This is a genomic window from Bradyrhizobium sp. SHOUNA76 (genome assembly GCF_023006445.1).
In the GTDB taxonomy this organism is placed as follows: domain Bacteria; phylum Pseudomonadota; class Alphaproteobacteria; order Rhizobiales; family Xanthobacteraceae; genus Bradyrhizobium.
Window position 1 is genome coordinate 1 of sequence record NZ_JALBHA010000970.1, and the last position, 973, is coordinate 973.

Here is a 973-nt window from a genome sequence, read left to right on the forward strand (position 1 = left end):
CCAGGAGCAGCGGCGCCGCACGCTGCATGACGTCATGGATCTCGCCGCGACCTATTTCGCGGAGACGCTGGCCTCGCGCGTCGGCGCGAAAGCGCGCGGCTATCTCGCCGACCGCGCCATCTCGCCGGCGACGCAATTGCAGTTCCGCCTCGGCTATGCCTCGCCCGATCGCTTCGCGCTGAAGGAGCATCTCGGCAAGCTCGGAATCTCCGTCGAGGACATGGTCGAGACCGGGCTCTTGGTGGCCGGCGACGACATTCCCGTTCCCTACGACCGCTTCCGCGACCGCGTGATGTTTCCGATCACGGACCTGCGTGGCCGCGTCATCGCCTTCGGCGGGCGCGCGCTGGAGAAGGACGTTCCGGCCAAATACCTGAACTCGCCGGAGACGCCGCTCTTCCACAAGGGCGACAATCTCTACAACCACCAGACCGCGCGCAAAGCCACCCATGACGGCAGCGTGCTGGTCGTGGTCGAGGGCTATGTCGACGTCATCGCGATGGTGACCGCGGGCTTTGCGGGCGCCGTCGCGCCGCTCGGCACCGCGCTCACCGAGAGCCAGCTCGCGCTGCTCTGGAAGATGGCGGACGAGCCGATCCTCTGCTTCGACGGCGACCGCGCGGGGCAAAAGGCAGCGTATCGCGCTGCCGATCTCGCGCTGCCCTTCCTCGCACCCGGCAAGAGTCTTCGTTTCGCGCTGCTGCCGGAGGGGCAGGACCCCGACGATCTCGCCCGCTCCGGTGGCCGCGGCGCGATCGAGGAGGTGATCGGAGCTGCCCGTCCGCTCGCCGACATGATCTGGTCGCGCGAGCTCGAAGGCGGCAATTTCGCCACCCCCGAACGCCGCGCCGCGCTGGAAGCGCGCATCAAGGAGCTGACGGGCGGCATCCGCGACGAGGTGGTGCGGCGCTATTATCGCGACGAATTCGTCGAGCGGCTGCAGCGCGCCTTTGCTCCGGAAGGGGGGCGCGGC

The 973-nt window shown here is 68.8% G+C and carries 1 protein-coding gene; it reads left to right on the forward strand.

What is annotated here, in order from left to right; translation table 11 throughout:
- Nucleotides 1–973, forward strand: a 973-nt coding sequence (gene dnaG, locus MOV74_RS39045) for a DNA primase (protein ID WP_246932930.1), incomplete at both ends; no start/stop codon positions are given.